Here is a 19,569-nt window from a genome sequence, read left to right on the forward strand (position 1 = left end):
TGGAATAGGGAACACGGAAGCCTGCCGGATCATCGGCATCAACCGCCGCACCGGCAAGCGTCGGCTCTACGGCCGGCAGGCATCCGCGAGGTACATCACCGCGCCTTCACCATCACCACGGACATCCCGGTCTACGTCTGCGCCCCGGCCAGCCCCTGGCAGCGCGGCTCGAACGAGAACACCAACGGCCTGCTGCGGCAGTACTTCCCAAAGGGCACCGACCCATCCCGCCACACCCGCGAGGACCTGAACGCCGCCGCCACCGAACTCAACAGCCGCCCACGCAAAACGCTCGACTGGGAGACCCCAGCCGAGCGTCTGTCCAAACTGCTCGCCGCTTGATCAACTCACCGCAGTGTTGCTACGCCTCCCGGAATTCGCCCACGCCGGTGGGGCCTCACTGCTCGGTTCGGCTCACACCTGTCCGTACGTCAGGCGGACAGGGGGAGCGCCGAGCGTTGCGGAAACCGGCCCGTACGGGCCGGCCAGGGGCGCAGATGCGGCGGCGGGGCGGGTGCGGCAGGTGAAGCCGAGTTGGGTCATGGCCCTGAGGATTTCGCCGGTGCTGAAATCACGCCGGTCCTGGCGTGTGACGACCTCGCCGACCTGCTTAGCGGGGTAGTGGCGTCGTCCGATGATGACAAACTCACCGGTGACCGGCTCGGGTCTGACCCCCTTCATCGATTCCACCACGCCGCTCTTGGTCAGGTCGAACGGGAAGCGAGCGATGACACAGCGCATGATGCCTCCAGGGAGACGAGAAGACGGGGCCGGGTGGGGTGAGGGCGGTTCAGCGGGAAAGGGCGAGGGCGCTCAGAGCGTTGCCGTGTTCGTCGGCCACGGGCGCGGCCCCGAGCCAGCGGCAGCGCATCGCACGTTCGGCTTCGGCCCTCGTGGCCAGCGGCGACGCGAATGGCCCGATGACGTCGGCGATGTCACGCAGGCGGATCCGGTCCGTGTATCCGGAACCGTCACGAACGGCCGTGAGCCCGGCCCGGGTGACCAGGCCGGTGCACATACCGTCCTCGTCGCAGACGACCATCTGACCTGTACGGGCGGCGGCCATCACGGACAGTGCCACCTCCACGGTCATGTCCTCCCAGACCTGCGGTCCGGCCGCGTCCGCGGGATCGGCCGCCGTCTGCACGGCGTTGGTACGTGTTGAGCGGAACTGCGTCTGGTCCAGCGTCAAAGGGTGCCTCCTGCGAAGTTGGGCGGGCTTCCTGACACGAAGGTTCTATGCCGCCGCACCGGCGGTGGACTGCCGTACGAGCGCGCGGCGGGCCGCCGAGACGGGGCGGCGTCGGCCGCGTGAGGTGGCGCCGCGCTTCTTGGGGCGTTCGACCACCGGTGCGGTGATGACGACCGGGATGCCGGAGGGTGCCTGAGCGCCGGTGATGCGGTGCAGGGCCTCTTCGCCGGCGCGGACCTGGGTGGTCTGCGGGACGATGCCGGCCGCTGCCATGAGGCGGGTCATGCCGCGGCGCTGGTTGGGGGTGACCAGGGTGACGACGCTGCCGGACTCTCCTGCGCGGGCGGTACGGCCGCCGCGGTGGAGGTAGTCCTTGTGGTCGGTCGGCGGGTCGACGTTGACGACGAGGTCGAGGTTGTCGACGTGGATGCCGCGCGCCGCGACGTTGGTCGCTACCAGCACGTTGACGTGTCCGGTCTTGAACTGTGCCAGCGTGCGGGTGCGCTGTGGCTGGGACTTCCCGCCGTGCAGGGCGGCGGCCCGTACCCCGCTGTTCAGGAGGTGCTCGGTGAGGCCGTCGACGGCGTGCTTGGTGTCGAGGAACATGATCACGCGGCCGTCGCGTGCGGCGATCTGGGTGGTGGCCGTGTGCTTGTCGGCGCCGTGAACGTGGAGCACGTGGTGCTCCATCGTCGTGACCGCGCCGGCCGAGGGGTCGACGGAGTGCACGACGGGGTCGCTGAGGTAGCGGCGCACGAGCAGGTCGACGTTGCGGTCGAGAGTGGCGGAGAACAGCATGCGCTGCCCTTCGGGGCGGACCTGGTCGAGGAGGGCGGTGACCTGCGGCATGAAGCCCATGTCGGCCATCTGGTCGGCCTCGTCGAGGACGGTGATGGAAACCTGGTTCAGTTGGCAGTCGCCACGGTCGATGAGGTCTTTGAGGCGTCCCGGCGTGGCGACGACGACCTCGGCGCCGGCGCGCAGCGCGCTCGCCTGTCGGCCGATCGGCATTCCGCCCACCACTGTGGCCAGCCGCAGCCTCACGGAGCGGGCGTACGGGGCGAGCGCGTCGGTGACCTGCTGCGCCAGTTCACGCGTGGGTACGAGGATCAGCCCCAGCGGCTGCCTGGCCTCGGCGCGCTGCCCGGCCGTACGGGCCAGCAGCGCCAGCCCGAAAGCGAGGGTCTTGCCGGAGCCGGTACGGCCACGGCCCAGTACGTCCCGGCCGGCGAGGGAATTCGGCAGGGTCGCCGCCTGGATCGGGAAGGGCATGGTCACGCCTTGCGAGCCGAGCGCAGCCAGCAGCGCCCCGGGCATGTCGAGATCGGCGAAGCCCTCTGCGGCGGGAAGCGCGGGAGTGATCGTCCTGGGCAGCGCGAACTCCCCCTGGACCGCGGCGGGCCCGCGGCCGTAACCACCGGAACGGCCCGGCCCGCCGGAGCGGCTCCTGGCCGACGAGCCGAATCGGCTGCCGCCCCTACCGGAGTCGGTACTGCCGTTACGGGTGCGGGCGAAGCGGTCGTTCGTGCGTGTGCGGTTCATGCGGAACCTTCCTCGATACGGCACATATCAAGGAATTCCCGCAGCAATGAGCAGCAGAGAGAATTGCAAGAATGGACCGGTGGAATGCGAGAGCGAATCTGACCGACGGAAAATCCGTGCGGGCACAGGCGCTGGAATGAGTGGCGCGAAGCGGACGCAGTGTCCGGGCGTGCGCTGCTACGAAGCCCATGAAGGGATGCGTGCACCCCTGAAGGATGCTCCGTATGCGGTGAGCCTACGGGTTTCCTGCTTGTCGTCCGCAGGCGAGACCACTGCGGGAAAATGCGAGCAGCTGGGGCCCGCACCCCGAAGGACGCGGGCCCCAGCTACAACTACGCGACAGTCGGCGTCAGGCGAGAACGATGTTCTCGGCCGTCGGGCCCTTCTGGCCCTGAGCGATGTCGAAGGTCACCTTCTGGCCCTCCAGCAGCTCGCGGAAGCCCTGGGCGGCGATGTTCGAGTAGTGGGCGAACACATCAGCGCCGCCACCGTCCTGCTCGATGAAGCCGAAGCCCTTTTCCGCGTTGAACCACTTCACGGTGCCAGCAGCCATGTCATTTCTCCTTTGGGGCAGTGCATCGGGATCCGCACTGCGCGGACCCCGTGTCGCCGCGATGATCAGCCCGTCCGGAAAAAGACCGGATAACAAAAGCGCTTCCAACGGCACAGGCGCCGCCCGGAGGACACTTGGAGTTTTGGGAACCACAACTGCAACTGAGATCGACAGTAGCACGCCGCAGCGGCCTGTGTACGGTGAAGAATCCCACTCCACTTAATGCGGTAGAGAATCTGCCTGCCTGTTCCGTTGAAATCTCAGCTCGCGGGCACAGATATTGACCCAGCCGGAGCGCAACGTTTCGGGAAGCATTGGGGGCGCGCCCAGCGTAAGGACTGCTCCCCCAAGGGATGGTGCGGGCGGGCGTGGAGATCAGGGTGGCGCCGGCAAGCGTCACGGCCCGTCTCCGGCGCACGCACGGGAGCGGCCATATCGAAGACCATCAAGGACCAGACCGTCGATCAGCTCGGTGGAAACAGCAGCATCCTGGTGTGGCAACGCCGTGAGCACGAGGAAACGGCGGCTGACGGATCAGTACCTGACCCTCGACGACCTTCACCAGCGGGAACGCGTTCTGAAGCAAGCGGTGCAGCTGGTCTTCAGCCATGCCTTCGTGAACGAGACGGTGCTGTGGCCCGCCGTACGAGCCTCAGGCCCGGACGGCGAGGAACTGACGACAGCCGCATTCGTTTTTCACATCGGTACAGGGGCACGCAAGGCGCGCCACACCGGCCGCGCCCCCTCGGACAAGGCAGTGCTCTCATCCCGGAATTCCAGTTCGGCGGCGCCACCGACCCGAACCAACCACATCTGGGCCATTCCCCCAGGCGAGTCCGCCGGCTACGCCCCGCCCGCAACGCGCGCACGGCATGCGTACGTCGCGGGCCACTGCACGGGACGCGCGAGTGGACAGCGCGAGTGCCGGTGAAGCGGTTAGATCGCGGGACTCACGACTCAGCCGCCGCTCTTGCGCCTGAACGACCGCTGGCTCGCAGCCGGGCCGTGCGCCGAACGCACCTTCGACGCATCGGACTTGGCGGCAGTATCAGCGGCGTCCGCCTGCGCACCGCGCTTGCGGGCCAGGGCTTCGCGGAACTTGCGCTTGAGGTCGTAGTTGCCGTCGCTGTCCGGCTCCAGAGGGGACGTCTCGGGGGCAGCCGGCTCCGAACCTTCTGTAGATGCGGGCTCTGCGGTCATGGTGACCTCCTGGGTTCGGGGGTGGGCAAGCACAGCTTGTCATGCTGGGCGCAGTGCGAGGCGCCGGCAACGTCATCCTGCTCCGTTGCGGCGGGTATCCCTCTCGCGGCCAAAGGCGTTGACTTCGTAGGTGAGGCGCACATGACGGCTTCGGGCGGGGCCGAGGGTTGTCGATCCCGTGGCCGGGCTGCCAGGGCAACGGCTCTCAGCCGTTGCGACGCACGAGGGCGGCCCTGCGGGCCTCGGCGAGCTTGCGGGCCTCGCCGGCCTTTCGGGACTTGCCGCCGGCGCCGCGGGAGGCGCCCTTGCTGGTGCCGAGGCCGCGGAAGGGAGCGTTGGTGTTCTTGGGTCGGGGGACGGCGGGCCCGCCGTCGAGCGGGATCCCGGATGGAGTCTTGGCGCCGGTGATCCGGCTCAGCTCCGCCTCGCCCGAGCGCACCTTGGTGACGGTCGGCTCGATGCCGGCCCCGGCCATCATGCGGCTCGTCTCGCGGCGCTGGCCCGCCAGCACGAGCGTGACCACGCTGCCGGACTCACCGGCGCGGGCGGTGCGGCCCGCCCGGTGCACATAGTCCTTGGCGTCGGTGGGCGGGTCGACGTTGACCACGAGATCGAGGTCGTCGACGTGCAGGCCACGGGCCGCGACATTGGTCGCCACCAGAACGGTGATCTGGCTGTTCCTGAACTGCGCCAGGGTCCGTGTGCGCTGTGGCTGGGACTTGCCGCTGTGCAGGGCCCCGGCGTGCACCCCGCTGGCCCGCAGATGCCGGGTGAGCTGGTCGACGGCGTGCTTGGTGTCGAGGAACAGCAGTACGCGGCCGTCGCGGGCGGCGATTTCCGTGATGACGGCGTAGCGGTCAGGGCCGTGGACGACCAGAACGTGGTGCTCCATCGTCGTGACCGTGCCCGCGGCCGGGTCGACCGAGTGGACGACGGGGTCGTGGAGGTAGCGGCGGACCAGTTGATCGACGTCGCGATCGAGAGTGGCCGAGAAAAGCATCCGCTGACCGTCGGGGTGCACCTGCTCGAGCACGTCGGCAACCTGCGGCAGGAATCCCAAGTCGCACATCTGGTCGGCCTCGTCCAGCACAGTGACTCTCACCCGTCCCAGGCGACAGGCGTTGCGCTCGATCAGGTCGTGCAGGCGTCCGGGGGTGGCGACGACCACCTCAGCTCCCTGGCGCAGCGCGGCGACCTGCCGACCGATCGACGTTCCACCGACGACCGTGGCGATCCGCAGCCGCAGTGCCTCGGCGTACGGCGCCAGCGCCTGGGTGACCTGTTGGGCCAGCTCCCGGGTGGGCACCAGGATCAGAGCAAGGGGCTGCTTCGGTTCCGCGCGGCGCCCAGCCGTCCGTGCGAGCAGCGGCAGGCCGAAAGCGAGCGTCTTGCCTGATCCGGTGCGCCCGCGTCCCAGGATGTCGCACCCCTCCAGGGCATCGGGCAGTGTGGCGGCCTGTATCGGAAAGGGCTCGCGCACCCCGAGTTCGCTCAGTGTCCGCAGCACCTCCGTCGGCAGTTCCAGACCGGCGAAGGTGACGGCCGGGAGCAGCGCCGGGGTCGTTGCCTCGGGCTGGGCGGGACTGCCGTGAGCGATGCCGGAGTCATTGGGATGCTTCATAAACAGCCTTCCGCAAGGGAACTTACCGAGGAAGGCCCGGCAGGTTTGAACAGCCCACGCACAAGCCGAACGGAACAGACAGAATCGCCCACCGCGACGACCACGCAAACGCGTGAGACTAACACACGGCATAACCTCGCGCCGCTGATACCGATCGCCCCTGTGTACGGGTGCTGGCAGCGGATCGGCCTGGAACAACCGTTCCCCTTGAAGAACGGCCCCACCCCACGGGCGAGCTGTCGAGCCGCGCCTCGAGCCTTACGAGCGGGGCGCCGGGCGGGGCACCAGGCCCCTGCTGCGGGTGCAGGTCAGCAAGCCGGACGCCGTCCGGCCCGATGCTGACCATTTGCTGACCCGGACGTGGCGATCAACGCTTCGACCTGCGGAAGTTCCAAAACGCTAGATCTTGGACTTATGCATGGTGCGCGGCATTCAGCACTCCTAGATGTTGCTGGCCATGAGGTTGGTGGAGCCGCTCGTAGGTGTTGACCTTCGAGTTGGTTGAAGCTCAACGATGGCGAGGTGCCCACTTCTGAGCTGATGCCGATCGGGGTCTTTGCCCAGCGCAGTGGTCTGACCTCCAGCACGTTGCGGTTCTACGCCGACTCCGGGCTGCTGCCCCCTGCCGACGTCGACCCGATCTCGGGCTACCGCTACTACAGCGCTGACCAGGTGGCGCGGGCGACCGTGCTGCGCCAGTTCCGTGAGATTGCCATGCCCCGCGCTGGTGTCAAGGCGGTACTGGGTTCCGGGGCTGCCGAGGTATCCCGGCTTCTCGATGAGCATGTGTCGAAGGTCGTGGGAGACGCGGCGGCCGCACAGCAGAAGGCTGCTGTCATCAAGTCCGCGCTCGGGAACGTGCCGGGTCTTCCGATCACGGCGCTGAAGGGTCCCGTGCTGGCGGATGCGGTCGAGCAGGTCCTGACCGCGACCGCACGCGAGCCCGGCATGCCGGTGCTTGCTGGCCTGCGTATCGAGGCGAGTCATGAGGCGGACACCCTGACCGCGACTGACCGATACCGGCTCTCCACCCGAACCCTGGTGCCGACCGAACCACCGAGGCAGACATGGGCCGGCACGGTCAACGGCGATGAGATGCCGGCCGCGGTCGCCGATATCCGCCGCAGCGGGCTGGTGCGACTGCCGCACGGGATCTGGCTCCGCGTGGCCGACCGGGAGGACCGGCATTGCCGTTTGCTGCCCGAGGAGTTCCCCGACTATCGGCTGATGCTCGCGTCACTGGGCGAGGTCACCACCCGTGTGACGGTCTAGGAACTGCTTCTGCGAGCCCTGGAAGAACACCCCGGCGAGCGCATCGCGCTGCACGTTGCCGCCCAGGGAGTGACGTCGTGTCAGCAGATGACGAGCACCCCGACATCCCGCTCCCGGCTACCGCGACGGGGCAGACCCTCCAGATCTGCTTCGAGCTGACCACGCTCTATCCCGCCGTGAGCACCCCGATCCGGCCCCGACGTGATGCTCGACCTGAGGGGAAACGACCAGCCCGTCACGATCCGCTCTGCCGACCGCGGCGATCTCACCACCCTGGCCATGCCCGTCAAGCCCGGCCGCTCCGCCTGAGAAAGACGACGAGGAACACCCATGACCATCGCACCCGCCAGCCCCGACCCGACCATGGAAGCCATAAGCCAAGCCGGCACCGAAGGCCGAGCCGGTGACCTCGCTTCTGCCCGCCAGAAGCTTCTGACCCTGTGGTCCGCGGTCGGTGTCACGGGCGACCCGCTTCACCGCTGCTCTCTCGCTCACCGCCTGGCAGATCTCTATGAAGATCCCGCCCAGGCCCTGGCCTGGGACGTCCGGGGCCTTGGGTGGCAGACCGCTGGCGCAGGCGATCACGGCGCCAGGGCAGAGGAGACCACACACACGGAGCGCGCGGCGTCCAGCGGCTCATGCAAGCCGGCCACCACGCAGCGAAGCCGGTGCCTCGCCAACCGGCACACCGCGTCATTCCGAAGGAATGCGAAACTCGAATTCGGGACGGTCCCACAGGACGGCGGGCGGGTTCGCGAGCGCGGTCCCGATCCGCACTGCACCGACGCGGTGGTAGAAGTCCTCCGCGGGAAGGTGCGACACGACCATGACACGGTCGAGCCCGGCGGCACGGGCCTCGGATTGCATGTGCGCGACGAGCAGCCGTCCAATACCCCGTCCTTGCGCTTCGTCGGCGACGAACAGCAGGTCGAGCTCCGGTGGAGCGAGGACGAGCGAGTAGAACCCGAGGACCCGGCCGCCATGCTCGTCGGCGCCGACGGCCACAAAGGCGCGGTGGGCCTCGATGTAATCAGGCCCGACCCGGTAGCCCGCGACTGCGGCTGCGTACTTACCCGCGTAGGCGCCTGAACCACGCACGAGCCGCGTGAGCCGTTTGGCATCCCGCGCGACGGCCCTCCGTATCGTGATCGGCTGGCCGATCGGGGAAGTGCGTGAACTCATCGGGAGAGTATTTCGCACCGGGGTGTGCCGTCGTGCGGCGGGTCGGTTGCTCGGGCAGGATTCCTGCACCGCTCCCGGGGACCGCCTGCCCGGGCCCCGGTCGACCAAGTCACTGCCGCCGCATCGGCCGCATGCCGACAGCAACTGCGACGCCCGAACCGCTGCGGAAGAGCCGGAGAACGGGGTGGTCAACCGCTGCTTCCCCCGGGCCTGCCGCAGCGAGGGTCAGCCTGTGCAGGACGACTTCAGGCTGGCCTCGTGAGCCACATCAGGAGACACTGGGCTTTGCGTCAGCAAACGTAAGTGTCCTGGTTGATCGCACCAAGTCCCTGGGGCGTGTGTTGCGCATCGGCCGTATGACGCGTGCCGTCGCTGTGCCTTGCTTCGGGTGGCGCCCAAGAGGACAACCGAGTGCAACGGCCCCCCGCGCCGGCGTTGCAACCCACCTGTTCGGAAACCCCGCCAGGCCGCACCCGCGGGGCTTCTCGTCGCACGCCGCTCTCACACGCCTATCACCGATTGCGTCGACTCCCCCGGCTCAGAATGCCCTGACCTGGCATTACGCGCTCACCTTGGACTGGCCTGGACGCCCACAGACGGTCTCTACAACCTGTGCCATGTTGTCCCGAGCGACGGTCCCAAGATCAGGACCGCGGCGTCTTCTGGCCCGTCAAAGCGGTATTGCAGGGTGTTCGACGGTGTCTCACTCACGCCCCAGACCCTCTCACGTCTCACGAAATCTCACACGGCCGGGGGAACCCGGCGGCTCGTGACCTCGCGGCGCGGCACGCCCCTGCACTGCCGAGACCCTCATGGGTCCACGTACGAGTTCTTCGGTGTGCACGCCTGACCGTGGGGGCCGGTTCGCCACCGTGGGAACTCCAGCCCCGTTGACCTACCGCCAATCGGGCCTGCCGAAGCCGAGTAGAACGGCTGGTCCTGGGAACGATCAGGGCTTACGAACGGGCATCTCCGCTCGCCTACGCGCAAGGATCGCCGATGCTTCCTGAGGTCCGCCCCTACGTATCCACCGCACTCGCAGACCAGTTGGAACACCAACTGGACCTGGCTCCGCATCTCGAGGCGGGCCAGCTCGATGTGGAGGGCGTCGCCGGCGTCGCAGTGGTCGCAGCCGCCCACTCCGATGGCTACGCGGCCACCGGCCATCTCCTCGGGCTGCTGGCCGCGCTGCCTGCCCCCACCGCGGCAGGAGAGCGCTTCTGGTCGGACCTGTGGAGGTCTTCGGGCACCGCGTACCTGCTGCCCGTCAACATCAAGGATCCGGTGCTGCGTTCGCTGGCAGGAGAGGGAACCGCCCTGGCCCGGCAGATCCTCTCGGCCGTCGACGAGATGACCCCGCCCCAGCGCTGCGCGGCCGGCGAGGTGATCGGTCAGGCCCTCGTCGAGTCCGACCATCTGCCCGACCTCAAGACACAGGTCATCGGAGAACTGTGGCTCCGAGATCTCGAGCTCACCGCCTGGCGCGTCCTGCACGCAGACCGCAGGTCGGACGATCCGGCTGGACGGAAAGCCTTCCTCGACGCCTGGACGAGCGTCTGAACGTCGGCTCCTCCAAGCTGCACGGTAGCCGCGCCAGACATGCGGATCCCGTGCCCGACGACGCTTGCAGCGACTGAGGTCAGGAAGTTCCAAGCCGAAGTCGCAGCGGCCCCGGGCCCCCACAGATCAGGGGCCGCGCAGCCATTGCTGCGCGGCCCCTGATCCTGCACCGACCCGGCACGAGAGCACGCGCCTTCGTCCAGGTGGGCGGCAGCCACCGGACGCGGCGTGCGCGATCCCTCGAGCAGGTCTGCGAGGTCAGGCCAAGTTGATGTTCTCGGCCTGCGGACCCTTCTGGCCCTGGGTGACGTCGAACGTCACGGCCTGGCCCTCCTGGAGCTCACGAAAGCCGGTGGAGTTGATCGCGGAGTAGTGCGCGAAGACATCCGGGCCGCCGCCGTCCTGGGCGATGAAGCCGAAGCCCTTCTCCGCGTTGAACCACTTCACTGTTCCCGTTGCCATGTCTTATGCCTTCCAGTCGATGAACGCCTCCCACTCCCTGTGACAGACGGAGGTGATCGCCCTGGTCCCTGCGGCACAGCACAGCAAAACGCCCACACCAGAGGCGTGAGCAAGAGGGAATTCCGAACCACGACAGCTGACCCAGACGTTACACGCCCACACACCGCGTCACCACAGGAAATGATCACACCGCATACCGAGATCGTGCGTGCGGTGCCCGCCGGCGCTGACGGGCACGCTCATCTCATGCTGCTGCCGTCGGTTTCGCTGATTCGGCGGCGCGGCGATATTCGGCGTTGATGCGCTGGGCTTCCTCGAGCTGGTCTTCGAGGATGACGATCCGGCAGGCGGCCTCGATGGGGGTGCCCCGATCGACTAGTAGATTGTCGCGGCTTAATTTTGCTGTGTGGTTGGGTAGAGGTGGCGCAGTTTCACGCGTGCGTCGTCGGTGGTGAAGTGCCAGTCGACCTGGCGCTGGTTGCTGTTGGTGTGCTGCTGCCAGGCGGCCAAGTTCGGCGTTGAGCACGGCGAGGTCGTCGATGCGGCGGTCCAGGCACTGGCGGGTGAGCGCGGAGAGCTCGATCTCGGCGATGTTGAGCCAGGACCCGTGTTTGGGGGTGTGGTGGATCTCCAAGCGCTGAGCCGGCGCGAAGGCCTTCCCCGGGTCGAACGCCTCGTAGAGCGAGGCGGTGGAGTGGGTGTTGAGGTTGTCCATCACCAGCACGATCGTGGCGGCATCGGGATAGTCCACGGTCAGCAGGTGCTCGGCCTGGTACGCCCAGTCGGCCCTGGCCCGGCGGGGCCGGGCGTCCACGCGCCGCCATCCGCGCAGCGGCTCGACCCAGCAGAAGATCGAGCAGGTCCCCGAGCGGACGTACTCGTTGTCCTCGCGCCGGTCACGGCCCGGCCGCGCGGGAAGCGGATCGCGGACGTGGCCGAGCAGCTGGTACGGCTTCTCGTCCATGCACACCACCGGACGCGCCGGATCGAAGGGCCGGCGGTAGACCGCCAGGACGTCCTCCATCGCCGCGGCGAAGGCCGCATTCGCAGCAGGCGGGATGGTCCAGCACTTCTTCACGTGAGGACGCAATTCCGTTTTTTTAACACCCGGCCGATCGTGGAGTGGTCCAGATCCGGGATGTCCTCGACCAGCGCGACGTGCTTCTCCAGCAGGCGCAGCGACCACCGGGCATGTCCCTTGGGCGGCGTCGAGCAGGCCAGTGCGATCAGCCTCGCCTCGACCTCGCCGGTCACCGGGGAGGGCACCGGCGCGCGTGCGCGTTCCTTCCGGCCGACCGTGGCCCACACATCGCCGCCGGTCTCCGCGTACCGCTTCGAGATCAGGCGGACCTACTCGCACGAAATCCCGACCCGGTCCGCGATCACCGCCCGCGGATCGACCTCGCCGACCGAGGTGTCCAACGCGAGCAGCACCCGCGCCCGCCTGATCATCGACGCGCTGCGGACCCCCGTCGTCGTCACACGCACCAACGCCCGACGATCTTCGGCACTTAACGCAACCGGATACTTCTTCTGTGAGGACACGGCACCCCTGCCCGGCCGAACGGAAGCGACAAGGGGAGCTTGCCAGACCCCAACTCCACCAACCAGAACAACACTTAGCCGCGACAATCTACTAGTTCCCGGGCGCGGGCGGCGATGCGCAGTTGGTACCGGGAGTAGCGGCGGTGGCCGCCTTCGGAGCGCAGAGGGGTGATGAGGCGGGCTTCGCCGATGGCGCGGAGGAAGCCCTGTGTGGTGCCGAGCATCTCGGCGGCCCGGCCCATGGTGTAGGCGGGGTAAGTGTCGTCGTCGAGACGGCTGAACGTGTCGTCTGCTGTCATTGCACCTCTCTGTGGAACGCGTGGAGGGGCCCTGGCGCCTTACTGGCACCAGGGCCCCGAAGGAACTACTACACCATCTGCCGGCCCTGACACTGCACCGGCCCTCTGTTTCCGCAGACCCGACCGAGAAGCTGTCGGGGGCGCGGGGATCGCGGTTGCCTGACCGGAGACCACCTCACTATCGATGTCCTGCGGTACCCGGGGCCAAGACTTCTGCCCGGGCGATCCTGATGGCGCTCGGCTCCTCCGTTCTTCCCTCTTGAGTAACTACTCACTTACGCGTACTGCCACTGCGGTACTGCTCCTGGCGGCCCCTGATCACTGCGGGCCACCCGGTCCGGTCGTCAGTCCCGTCGCCGTCCTGCAACCGCTCTGGCTTCGAAACTCCACCACCGCACCGCCCTGCGAACTGCAACTGCGGTACTGCCGGCCGGCAGTTCATCTCTGCCGGACCTCACTCGATCTCGGCTACGAGAGAAACCATAACCACACCACCACCGAATGTCTACTCTGGCTGACATAGATTTCCTGAGCGCTCGAAGACGAGGTAATCCGCCTCGACCGGTCCATGGCTGGTTCAAGCAGCTCCGAGGCTCAGTCCGGCGCAGGGATTCCCCCGCCGCGCAGGCACGTCGGGCTGAGTGTGACGTCACCGACTGCGCCGCGGCCACTGTCGGCGGGCGAGCGCGATGAACCCGTCCGAGGCCGTCCAGCTGACCAGCGCGCCCGCGGACACCTCGGTCACCCGCAGCCCCGGAATCCCGGTGTCCGCGTCGCCCAGCACCTCAAAGCCGGCCTGGACCGGCAAGAGCTCACCCGGGACAGGAGTTCAGCCGGGACGCACGACACGCCGGTCGCCTGCCCACGAGGAGCACGATCACGCCACCGGCCTGCACAGACGCCTGTTCGGACGGTGGAACGACGCGGTGGACCCCGGACGACGGCAACCGGCGGACGGGCCACGGGGGCCCGGCCGGACACACCTGGACGGCTCCCGTCCTGCGAACAGGACGGGAGCCGTCCAGGTGTGTCCGGAGACGTTGTGCCTTCAGCGGGTCGCGTGACGGTGCGAATGCCGGTTGCCGGTGACGAGGCGGTAGAGGGCGAGCAGGATGACGGAGCCGGCGATCGCGGCGATCCAGGTGGAGAGATCGAAGAACCCGTCGATGGAGTCGACACCGAAGATGACCTTGCCGAGCCAGCCGCCGAGCAGACCGCCGACGATGCCGATGAGCATGGTGACGATGATGCCGCCCGGGTCCTTGCCCGGCATCAAAGCCTTGGCGATGGCGCCGGCGAGCAGGCCGATGATGATCCACGCGATGATGCCCATGGCGCCTTTCCACTTCGTCATATAAAGGCTGTGTCAGCTCATCGTCTGCACCGATCACGCCCGAACAAACATCTTCCCCGAACCCGGCCGTGCCAGCTCCTGACACCATCTCCCGCCGTCGGCGCGGCCGCGACGTCAGGCGGCGAACGGCCCCGTAATGATCTTTCGGTCGGACACGCGGGCACCAGCTTTTGGGATCGGGCGTCGCCCACCTCCACTGGCAACCAAACCTGGCCGAATAGGGCCGCACCGGCACCGAGTCGAGCAACCACCGTGGACCGGAGCGGCATCGGCCCGTTCCCGGATCGCTCGCCATGCAGTCGACATGCTGTTTCCTCCGCGTCCCATGTCCGCCGACGCACCGGCCGCACGATCGCCCACGAACGCCGCCCGACGAAGGCGGGACGTGCTCGCACCGATCTGGAATCCCGCCCTGATGGGCAAAATATGTGAGGTTGCACAGACTCGGGGAAGAAGGTGCGGCAACCGACAGGAGGTTGCTGTGGAGGGTGGAGATCTGGAACTGGGCGAGTTGCTGGCCGCTGCGGAAGCGGCCCCGCCCGGTGAATCCGTCGACGTGGTGGCACACGACCTGCAGAAGCGGTTCGGTGCCGAGGCCGTGTCCTTCCTGTTCGTCGACCTCATCGGCCAGCGGCTGGTACGCCTCGCCGCGACCGGTGACAAGGCCGCCGACCCTGGCGAGCCGATCGACCTGCAGGGCAGCGTCTATGACAGCGTTCTGCAAAGCCAGCGCCAGAATGTGGAACCGGACGGCCAAGGCGGACGACGCGTCATCACGCCCGTCACCAACCGCGGCGACTGCATCGGCGTCCTGGAGGTGAGCCTGCAGTCCGCAGACGACACCGTGCTGCGCCAGGTCCGCCACGCGGCCCACGCGCTGGCCTACATCATCGTCACGGACCGCCGCTTCACCGATCTGTACCACCAGGGCCGGCGCACTACCGAGACCAGCCTGGCGGCGGAGATCCAGCACCAGTTGCTTCCCTCGGCCTCCTGCTGCGAGGCGGACCAGTTCACTCTGGCCGCCGGACTGGTCCCGGCCGACGACATCGGTGGCGACACCTACGACTACACGCTGGACCGCGACACTCTGCACCTGTCGATCACCGATGCCATGGGTCACGACACGAACTCTGCTCTGTTGGCCAGCTTGCTGGTCGGCGCGCTGCGGCGGGCACGTCGCAGCGGCTGTGACGCCCTCAAGCAGGCCCGCCACGCCCACGAGGCCCTGCTGAGCCACAGCCGCGGCCTGGCCACCGGACAGCTGCTGTGCGTCGACCTCGCAACGGGCCTGTGCGAACTGGTCAACGCCGGCCACCCCCGGCCCCTGCTGCTGCGTGACAACGCCGTCGAAGAGGTGAAACTCGCCGTCAACCTGCCCTTCGGTGTGGCGGCACCCACCACCTACCGCCTACAGAAACTACTCCTGAGACACGGGGACCGCCTGGTCCTGCTCACCGACGGAATGCAGGAACGCGGTGCCGCGGCCGTCGACCTGGCCTCGGTCATTCACGACACCCGCGCGCTGCACCCGCGAGAAGCCGTCCGGACCCTGACCGCCGCGGTGCTCGACGCCTGCCACGGCAACCTCAAGGACGACGCCACGGTCCTGATACTGGACTGGCACAGCAATCGCAGCCGTCCGGCCGGACCGAGCCCCGACCCCGCAGCCATGATGGCCTACTCCTGAGTCCCTACGGGGAGCGGGCCTGCTCGACGGTGGGGTGGCAGGGGATGAGCACGGCGATACACAGTCACCTTTGAGCGTCACTCACGTGCCGGTGAGCGGTGGGGAAGACGTTGATCGGTAACGCTCTCGGGGGTGGTTGATACGTGGCCCGGCCGTGATGCGGTGTCGCGCGAGTCCGCCGTCGTGGACCTCGCAGACGATCCAGTCGCTCTCGGCCCAGATCCGCAGCGTGCCCGAACCGGCGCCGTGGACGACGCTGTTGGTGGTCAGCTCCGCACCGCGCTCAGGAGTCGAGGCCGAGTTCGGCCCAGACCGTTTTGCCGGGCTGAGCCGGGGTGACGCCCCAGCGTCGGGCGAGTCGGTCGAGGAGCTGGATGCCAAAACCTCCGGGCTCGGTGTTCGCAGTGGCGCGTTTGCGGGGCCAACGGTCGCTGGAATCGCTGACGGCTATGTGCAGCCACCACCCGTTCCAGGTGAGCTGGACCAGGGGCGGGCCGGAGCCGTGGCGGATGGCATTGGTGATCAGCTCCGAGACGAGCAGTTCGGCGGTCTCGATCATCCGGTGCTGGCGCAGCGGGTCGCCGAAACCGTCCACGCAGTCGCGGACCCAGTGCCGGGCGGCGGTGATGCTCGCCGTGACTGCGGGGAAGCGCGTCTCGCACGATGGGATGGTCGATTCGCCGTTCACGAGGTTCCTCCAGCGCGGGTGCTCTGGGCCGCCGCCGACCGGTGCTCTGCGCACCCGGTGGGAGCCATCTGTCGGGTTACCCATGCCTGCCCGGTGAACCATCTGTGTCTGCCGGGTGACCGGCAGATCCCGCGAAAGTCATCCGCCGGGAATTCGACAGTGCCCGCGCGTGCTGGGTGAGTGCGCTGCAGCCCCCTCGACGCCTTCGGCACCGGGATGGACGACGACACCGCCGTCCTGGCCGTTCCCGCACCCCGCCCCGACGGCGAAGCACAGCTGTGAGCGACATGCCCGCCGACACGAGGCGCACTCCCTCTGGGCATCACCGTGCTCGTGACCGTCTGGCACCGCATCGAAACCGTCGGCTGTTCCTGACCGAAAAGCAGCCAGGAAACCAGCGATGCCCATGGCTCTGCTGTCTGTCCATGGTCGGCGGGGTCCGATCCCTCGGCGCAGCCTGCCGACAGCACGGCAGGCTGCGCCGTGTAAACGGGTTGTCTCCTCGTGTCAGATCCGCGATTCCGTGAGCACGGTGGCTGAGGCAGCGTACGGCGTCGGTGCAGCACAGTGCGTTGACGCCTTCTGGGACCGCGGTGCCCTGTTCGCCGAGAGCCAGGTCCGACCCGGCACACACGCAGTGAAGGCCCGGTGGATACCAGGCCTTCACGTTTGAGTAGCGGGGACAGGATTTGAACCTGCGACCTCTGGGTTATGAGCCCAGCGAGCTACCGAACTGCTCCACCCCGCGTCGGTACGGTGAACTGTACGGCACCGATCGGAATCGGCCCAATCGACTTTCGCCTGCGCTCGGAGGGGCCCGATTACTCATGATCGACCGACATGGCCACTACTGACCCGGTTTGAACCTGGATGGTAAGTTCGAGTGCCGCTGGAGTACGGGCGCACCTGGAGAAGTCTCCACGAACTGGTCGGCGGTGCTGGTCCAGGCGGGGCAGGTGTAACGTGCATGCGCCCTTCCGTGAAGAGCCCCCGCTGTCACAGACGAGCAGGCTCACCGTGCCGGCCGAGGCGGCCGGTGGATGGAACACCGGCAGGTCATCAATGGGATCTTCGTCTGCATGCGGACCGGTATCCCTTGGAGACTCGCCGGGGAGGCTCGTAAATGGGCAGACCTGTTACGACCAGCACCGGCATTCGTCCGCGGCCGGCGCTTGGGAACGTCGGTGTCAGTCAGCTCCCGGACGCGCTGGACGGGGGGCTGTATGCCGCGTGCTCCCGCTGTGCCGCCACTCGCAAGGACCTGCTGGCGCACGTATTGCAGTAGATTCACGCTCGCACAGCAGTACGCCCTGCACGACGCTGCCGCAGGGAGCGAGCGGTGGCAGCCGGGATGGCCGTGATGGTGAACGCCGGCGAGGCTGCGGTAGCCGACCGCATCCCTAGATGATCAATTCCAAGGGGTCTGTTGCCAGTGGTCGTAGGCGGTCAGTGAGCGAAGGACGGGCTGGCCGGTGTGGTCGTTGTGCCAGATCGCAGTGGTCAGCGCGAGGATGCGCTGCATCACGCGGGCGATGACGCCGCCCGGTGTGCGGCCTCGGTGCTGTTCGAGGTTGAGCTGGCCCTTGACGGTCTCGTTGACCGATTCGATCACCTGCCGCAACGGCTTGAACAGCGAGGCGCCGGGCCGTTCGGGCTCGCCCTTGCGGGCTGGCCGGAGCAGCGGATGTCCTTCTCGGCCACCTGGTGCTCGAAGTCGCGGCCGAAGTAGTCCTGTCGCCGATCAGCGTCTGTCCGGACCGGGCGGCGGTCAGCCCAGGTTCGGCGGCGAGCAGGTCCAGCAGGGTCTCGCGTTCGTCGGCCTTGGCCCTGTCTGCGTGATCTGCAGCAGCCGTGCGGGCTGGGGCTGCAGCCCGGTGACGGCGAGGAGGGCGCCCTCGGCCTGCAGACGTCGGCGCAGGTGCAGCAGGAGGTTCAGCCCGCTGGAGTCCATGAAGGACACGCCCGACAGGTCCAGGTGCAGCGGCTTGCCGCCCACCGGGACGCCGGACGCGGCCTGTGCCAGTCCTGGGCATGTCTGCAGGTCCATCTCGCCGCACACGGTGATCACAGTGCGGTCGGTGTGCTGTTGTGTCACTACGGTGAAATCGCGCACTGGTTCGCCCCTCGCATTCCGGGGTCGAGCCCATCACGCCCTCTGGCTGTGGAAGGCATCAAGCACGCGGCATGGGGCCGCGACGGTCCAGAGACCGGGCGGCTGGTTGCGATTCCCCGTGTGGGTACTCGCAGAAGTCTGAACGCACGTCCTTTTTGTCTACGACAGCATCGGCGACGTCAACCGGGCGGACTCGGCAACGGCTCCTTCACATCACCGTGAGACCAGGCACGTGGCTGGACCTACGGTGACCGCCGCGCAGTTCATCAGAGCCGGCAGGACGGCCGGACGCTGAGCAGTTCGGTCCTCAGCACGGGCGTGCCGTCGACAGGCGCCGGGTCCTGCGTAGTTGGCTCGATTCCGCCAGCAGCGATCTTGTCGAGCGTCTTCAGGCCGGCGGCACCGACCGTGCCGAACACCGTGTAGTTCGGTCGCAGCGCGGAGTCGCCGTAGACGACGAAGAACTGCGAACCGTTCGTGTTCGGTCCGGCGTTGGCCATCGCCAGCAGACCGCGCCCGTAAAGGCGACGGGTGCCGGTCGGATCGCTCGGTGCCGGCGGCAGGTCCACCGGCAGCTCGTCCTTGTACTCGTACCCCGGCCCACCCTCGCCAGTGCCGGTCGGGTCGCCACACTGCAGGACCTTCAGCGTCGGATACGCCGTCAGCCGATGGCACACCGTACGGTCGTAGAACCGATGCCGCGCCAGGTGCACGAAGCTCTGGACCGTGCACGGCGCCTTCGCCCGGTCCAGACGCAGCGGGAGCGGGCCCTGGCTGGTCCGGACAGCCATATCGACCGTGCCGTGACTGGGGGTGTGCCGCGGGTCGGGCGGCAGGGGAACCCGCCGCGCCGCCTGCTCGTCCGGGGTCTGGGTGTACTGGCAAGGACCGTGCGTGGTTCGCGGCGGGGCATCGGAAGCGGAGGCGGTGGTGCTGCCCCCGGACACGATCAACGCTGCTGCCGCCAAGGCGGTCATGAGAGCTCGGTTCATCCCGTGCACCCTCCAAAAGATCGTCAGATTTCGGAGCGGTCGCATCCTAAAGCGCGGCCCGGCGGCCGAGAACCCGCCCACAAGCCAGATCCGCTCCCAGCCTTCGGCCTGCGGCCACAGGCCACTACGTTGGTGTGCGGCACAGCGTCGGCTGGCCGATCAGGGCGTCCGCCCGGTGTACGACAGATGCTCCCCGAACCCGGTCGAGCGGGCTGCCCAGTCCACGCAGAGGCCCCTACCGAACGCTGCCGTGCGCATGAGGTGATCTCACCGGGGTGCCGCTGTCGAGACTGACGGTGCCGCT

Annotated in this window: 18 protein-coding genes, 1 tRNA gene and 8 pseudogenes; 5 read left to right on the forward strand and 22 right to left on the reverse strand. The window is 67.9% G+C overall.

Annotated elements, in window-relative coordinates:
* Positions 1 to 342: IS30 family transposase (locus tag AB0A61_RS34120; protein ID WP_361301219.1), on the forward strand; the 342-nt coding region annotated here is incomplete at its 5' end.
* A 72-nt stretch (positions 343 to 414) separates the two neighbouring features.
* Here the strand turns inward: AB0A61_RS34120 and AB0A61_RS34125 are convergent.
* From AB0A61_RS34125 to AB0A61_RS34150, 6 genes are all read right to left on the reverse strand, one after another.
* Positions 415 to 741, reverse strand: coding sequence for an SCO5918 family protein (locus tag AB0A61_RS34125; RefSeq protein WP_361301222.1), 327 nt, complete (start codon positions 739 to 741; stop codon positions 415 to 417).
* A 49-nt stretch (positions 742 to 790) separates the two neighbouring features.
* Positions 791 to 1,192 carry a CBS domain-containing protein gene (locus AB0A61_RS34130; protein ID WP_361301225.1) on the reverse strand — a complete coding sequence of 134 codons (402 nt, stop codon included), beginning with the start codon at positions 1,190 to 1,192 and terminating at the stop codon, positions 791 to 793.
* A 45-nt stretch (positions 1,193 to 1,237) separates the two neighbouring features.
* Positions 1,238 to 2,734 (reverse strand): DEAD/DEAH box helicase, encoded by a 1,497-nt coding sequence (locus AB0A61_RS34135; protein ID WP_361301228.1) that lies wholly within the window; start codon positions 2,732 to 2,734, stop codon positions 1,238 to 1,240.
* 349 nt (positions 2,735 to 3,083) lie between these two features.
* Entirely contained in the window at positions 3,084 to 3,287 is a 204-nt protein-coding gene (locus AB0A61_RS34140) for a cold-shock protein (protein WP_014145516.1), read from the reverse strand.
* A gap of 957 nt (positions 3,288 to 4,244) precedes the next feature.
* A complete protein-coding gene (locus AB0A61_RS34145) occupies positions 4,245 to 4,487 on the reverse strand; it encodes a DUF5302 domain-containing protein (RefSeq protein WP_361301231.1) in 243 nt (80 codons plus the stop codon).
* 205 nt (positions 4,488 to 4,692) lie between these two features.
* Positions 4,693 to 6,108: a DEAD/DEAH box helicase gene (locus AB0A61_RS34150; protein ID WP_361301234.1), complete on the reverse strand. Its 1,416-nt coding sequence runs from the start codon at positions 6,106 to 6,108 to the stop codon at positions 4,693 to 4,695.
* A gap of 522 nt (positions 6,109 to 6,630) precedes the next feature.
* On the opposite strand from AB0A61_RS34150, the pseudogene AB0A61_RS34155 reads away from it, so the two are divergent.
* Both AB0A61_RS34155 and AB0A61_RS34160 read left to right on the forward strand, forming a co-directional pair.
* Positions 6,631 to 7,689, forward strand: a pseudogene (locus tag AB0A61_RS34155) (MerR family transcriptional regulator).
* Between the two features lie 21 nt (positions 7,690 to 7,710).
* Positions 7,711 to 7,935: pseudogene (locus AB0A61_RS34160) on the forward strand (hypothetical protein); the annotation flags it as partial.
* A 138-nt stretch (positions 7,936 to 8,073) separates the two neighbouring features.
* Here AB0A61_RS34160 and AB0A61_RS34165 read toward each other — a convergent pair.
* Together AB0A61_RS34165 and AB0A61_RS34170 are read right to left on the reverse strand one after the other, a co-directional pair.
* Positions 8,074 to 8,562 carry a GNAT family N-acetyltransferase gene (locus tag AB0A61_RS34165; protein ID WP_361301237.1) on the reverse strand — a complete coding sequence of 163 codons (489 nt, stop codon included), beginning with the start codon at positions 8,560 to 8,562 and terminating at the stop codon, positions 8,074 to 8,076.
* 612 nt (positions 8,563 to 9,174) lie between these two features.
* Positions 9,175 to 9,273 (reverse strand): annotated as a pseudogene (locus tag AB0A61_RS34170) (3-oxoadipate enol-lactone hydrolase); the annotation flags it as partial.
* A gap of 288 nt (positions 9,274 to 9,561) precedes the next feature.
* On the opposite strand from AB0A61_RS34170, the gene AB0A61_RS34175 reads away from it, so the two are divergent.
* Positions 9,562 to 10,122, forward strand: a complete 561-nt coding sequence (locus AB0A61_RS34175; protein WP_361301240.1) for a hypothetical protein — start codon at positions 9,562 to 9,564, stop codon at positions 10,120 to 10,122.
* A 258-nt stretch (positions 10,123 to 10,380) separates the two neighbouring features.
* On the opposite strand, the gene AB0A61_RS34180 is transcribed toward AB0A61_RS34175, so the two are convergent.
* The 8 genes and pseudogenes from AB0A61_RS34180 to AB0A61_RS34215 all read right to left on the reverse strand — a co-directional run bounded on the left by AB0A61_RS34180 (position 10,381) and on the right by AB0A61_RS34215 (position 13,761).
* Complete coding sequence (locus AB0A61_RS34180) at positions 10,381 to 10,584, reverse strand: cold-shock protein (protein WP_030052720.1); 204 nt, start codon at positions 10,582 to 10,584, stop codon at positions 10,381 to 10,383.
* 244 nt (positions 10,585 to 10,828) lie between these two features.
* Positions 10,829 to 10,978, reverse strand: a pseudogene (locus tag AB0A61_RS34185) (MerR family transcriptional regulator); the annotation flags it as partial.
* 147 nt (positions 10,979 to 11,125) lie between these two features.
* Positions 11,126 to 11,770 (reverse strand): annotated as a pseudogene (locus AB0A61_RS34190) (IS630 family transposase); the annotation flags it as partial.
* Entirely contained in the window at positions 11,659 to 11,928 is a 270-nt protein-coding gene (locus tag AB0A61_RS34195) for a helix-turn-helix domain-containing protein (RefSeq protein WP_361301355.1), read from the reverse strand. The pseudogene AB0A61_RS34190 and the gene AB0A61_RS34195, both read right to left, overlap by 112 nt.
* A gap of 6 nt (positions 11,929 to 11,934) precedes the next feature.
* A complete protein-coding gene (locus tag AB0A61_RS34200) occupies positions 11,935 to 12,075 on the reverse strand; it encodes a hypothetical protein (protein WP_361301244.1) in 141 nt (46 codons plus the stop codon).
* 140 nt (positions 12,076 to 12,215) lie between these two features.
* Positions 12,216 to 12,428, reverse strand: a pseudogene (locus tag AB0A61_RS34205) (MerR family transcriptional regulator); the annotation flags it as partial.
* Positions 12,429 to 13,077: 649 nt separating this feature from the next.
* Positions 13,078 to 13,236: a hypothetical protein gene (locus tag AB0A61_RS34210; RefSeq protein ID WP_361301247.1), complete on the reverse strand. Its 159-nt coding sequence runs from the start codon at positions 13,234 to 13,236 to the stop codon at positions 13,078 to 13,080.
* Positions 13,237 to 13,476: 240 nt separating this feature from the next.
* Positions 13,477 to 13,761 carry a GlsB/YeaQ/YmgE family stress response membrane protein gene (locus AB0A61_RS34215; protein WP_361301358.1) on the reverse strand — a complete coding sequence of 95 codons (285 nt, stop codon included), beginning with the start codon at positions 13,759 to 13,761 and terminating at the stop codon, positions 13,477 to 13,479.
* Positions 13,762 to 14,263: 502 nt separating this feature from the next.
* On the opposite strand from AB0A61_RS34215, the gene AB0A61_RS34220 reads away from it, so the two are divergent.
* Positions 14,264 to 15,472 (forward strand): PP2C family protein-serine/threonine phosphatase, encoded by a 1,209-nt coding sequence (locus AB0A61_RS34220; protein ID WP_361301250.1) that lies wholly within the window; start codon positions 14,264 to 14,266, stop codon positions 15,470 to 15,472.
* Positions 15,473 to 15,646: 174 nt separating this feature from the next.
* On the opposite strand, the pseudogene AB0A61_RS34225 reads toward AB0A61_RS34220, so the two are convergent.
* From AB0A61_RS34225 to AB0A61_RS34250, 6 genes and pseudogenes are all read right to left on the reverse strand, one after another.
* Positions 15,647 to 15,748 (reverse strand): annotated as a pseudogene (locus tag AB0A61_RS34225) (sensor histidine kinase); the annotation flags it as partial.
* 7 nt (positions 15,749 to 15,755) lie between these two features.
* Entirely contained in the window at positions 15,756 to 16,160 is a 405-nt protein-coding gene (locus AB0A61_RS34230; protein WP_361301253.1) for an ATP-binding protein, read from the reverse strand.
* 674 nt (positions 16,161 to 16,834) lie between these two features.
* Positions 16,835 to 16,908: transfer RNA gene (locus tag AB0A61_RS34235), tRNA-Met, on the reverse strand.
* 660 nt (positions 16,909 to 17,568) lie between these two features.
* Positions 17,569 to 17,986 (reverse strand): annotated as a pseudogene (locus AB0A61_RS34240) (transposase); the annotation flags it as partial.
* Positions 17,929 to 18,273: an STAS domain-containing protein gene (locus AB0A61_RS34245; protein WP_361301256.1), complete on the reverse strand. Its 345-nt coding sequence runs from the start codon at positions 18,271 to 18,273 to the stop codon at positions 17,929 to 17,931. The gene AB0A61_RS34245 and the pseudogene AB0A61_RS34240, both read right to left, overlap by 58 nt.
* A gap of 266 nt (positions 18,274 to 18,539) precedes the next feature.
* Positions 18,540 to 19,265, reverse strand: coding sequence for a peptidylprolyl isomerase (locus AB0A61_RS34250; RefSeq protein ID WP_361301259.1), 726 nt, complete (start codon positions 19,263 to 19,265; stop codon positions 18,540 to 18,542).
* Positions 19,266 to 19,569: the final 304 nt, after the last annotated feature.

The sequence above is a fragment of the Streptomyces sp. NPDC046197 genome, assembly GCF_040646295.1.
Classification (GTDB): Bacteria; Actinomycetota; Actinomycetes; order Streptomycetales; family Streptomycetaceae; genus Streptomyces.

What these genes read in the sequence shown, in the direction of transcription:
- AB0A61_RS34250 (WP_361301259.1), bottom strand. Translation starts at nt 19,265, where the DNA reads ATGAACCGAGCTCTCATGACCGCCTTGGCGGCAGCAGCGTTGATCGTG.
- AB0A61_RS34175 (WP_361301240.1), top strand. Translation starts at nt 9,562, where the DNA reads ATGCTTCCTGAGGTCCGCCCCTACGTATCCACCGCACTCGCAGACCAG.
- AB0A61_RS34150 (WP_361301234.1), bottom strand. Translation starts at nt 6,108, where the DNA reads ATGAAGCATCCCAATGACTCCGGCATCGCTCACGGCAGTCCCGCCCAG.
- AB0A61_RS34135 (WP_361301228.1), bottom strand. Translation starts at nt 2,734, where the DNA reads ATGAACCGCACACGCACGAACGACCGCTTCGCCCGCACCCGTAACGGC.
- AB0A61_RS34165 (WP_361301237.1), bottom strand. Translation starts at nt 8,562, where the DNA reads ATGAGTTCACGCACTTCCCCGATCGGCCAGCCGATCACGATACGGAGG.
- AB0A61_RS34215 (WP_361301358.1), bottom strand. Translation starts at nt 13,761, where the DNA reads ATGGGCATCATCGCGTGGATCATCATCGGCCTGCTCGCCGGCGCCATC.
- AB0A61_RS34140 (WP_014145516.1), bottom strand. Translation starts at nt 3,287, where the DNA reads ATGGCTGCTGGCACCGTGAAGTGGTTCAACGCGGAAAAGGGCTTCGGC.
- AB0A61_RS34180 (WP_030052720.1), bottom strand. Translation starts at nt 10,584, where the DNA reads ATGGCAACGGGAACAGTGAAGTGGTTCAACGCGGAGAAGGGCTTCGGC.
- AB0A61_RS34125 (WP_361301222.1), bottom strand. Translation starts at nt 741, where the DNA reads ATGCGCTGTGTCATCGCTCGCTTCCCGTTCGACCTGACCAAGAGCGGC.
- AB0A61_RS34145 (WP_361301231.1), bottom strand. Translation starts at nt 4,487, where the DNA reads ATGACCGCAGAGCCCGCATCTACAGAAGGTTCGGAGCCGGCTGCCCCC.